The 599-nt window shown below is 46.7% G+C and carries 1 protein-coding gene and 1 pseudogene; both read left to right on the top strand.

The window, feature by feature from the left end:
* The first annotated feature begins 20 nt into the window (after positions 1-20).
* Positions 21-398, top strand: a complete 378-nt coding sequence (locus tag R7Z50_RS29045; protein WP_140278104.1) for a hypothetical protein — start codon at positions 21-23, stop codon at positions 396-398.
* A gap of 17 nt (positions 399-415) precedes the next feature.
* Positions 416-599, top strand: a pseudogene (gene aspA / locus R7Z50_RS29040) (aspartate ammonia-lyase); the annotation flags it as partial.

Genomic DNA, 599 nt, shown 5'->3' with positions numbered 1-599 from the left:
TCCAATTAATTGAGGCAGATATGAAACGCAGAAAGGACATATTCAACGCCTTCTTCAAAGCGCAAGATCGCTTCCAACTTGCCGCGCCAAGTGGCTTTGAGCCCGACGTCATTCATGACTATATTCATTGGGGTATGGTGTTGTCATCCAGCTATGAGCATGAAGCAGAAGACGAAAACTTACTCTTGTGCGAACTGTTTTTGCGCCAAGTGTATTTCCACCTTCTCGAAGCGATTCAAGACCCAACTCGCACTCGTACATTTCGCCGAGTCTGCCTTGATTCGGTTCACACGCCCTTATTCTGCCTCAAACGTTACTACTATCAGTTTGAACATGGCGACGTAAAGTTTCTCCAATTACAACAACAATTACGCCTCATTCAGACTTTTCTTGATTAAACGAAAGGAACCCTACTATGACCACCGAATTTCGTATTGAAACCGACAGCATGGGCGAAGTAAAAGTCCCGGCGAATGCCTTGTATCAAGCGCAAACTCAGCGCGCTATCGATAACTTCGCATTCAGCCAGCACACCATGCCAAGCGGTTTCATCCAAGCTTTAGCCCACATCAAACAGACGGCAGCACTGACCAACGCAC

Source organism: Vibrio sp. 1249-1 (assembly GCF_033340495.1).
The sequence above is the reverse complement of the archived record's forward strand: the minus strand, read 5'-3'. Positions and strand labels throughout refer to the sequence as shown.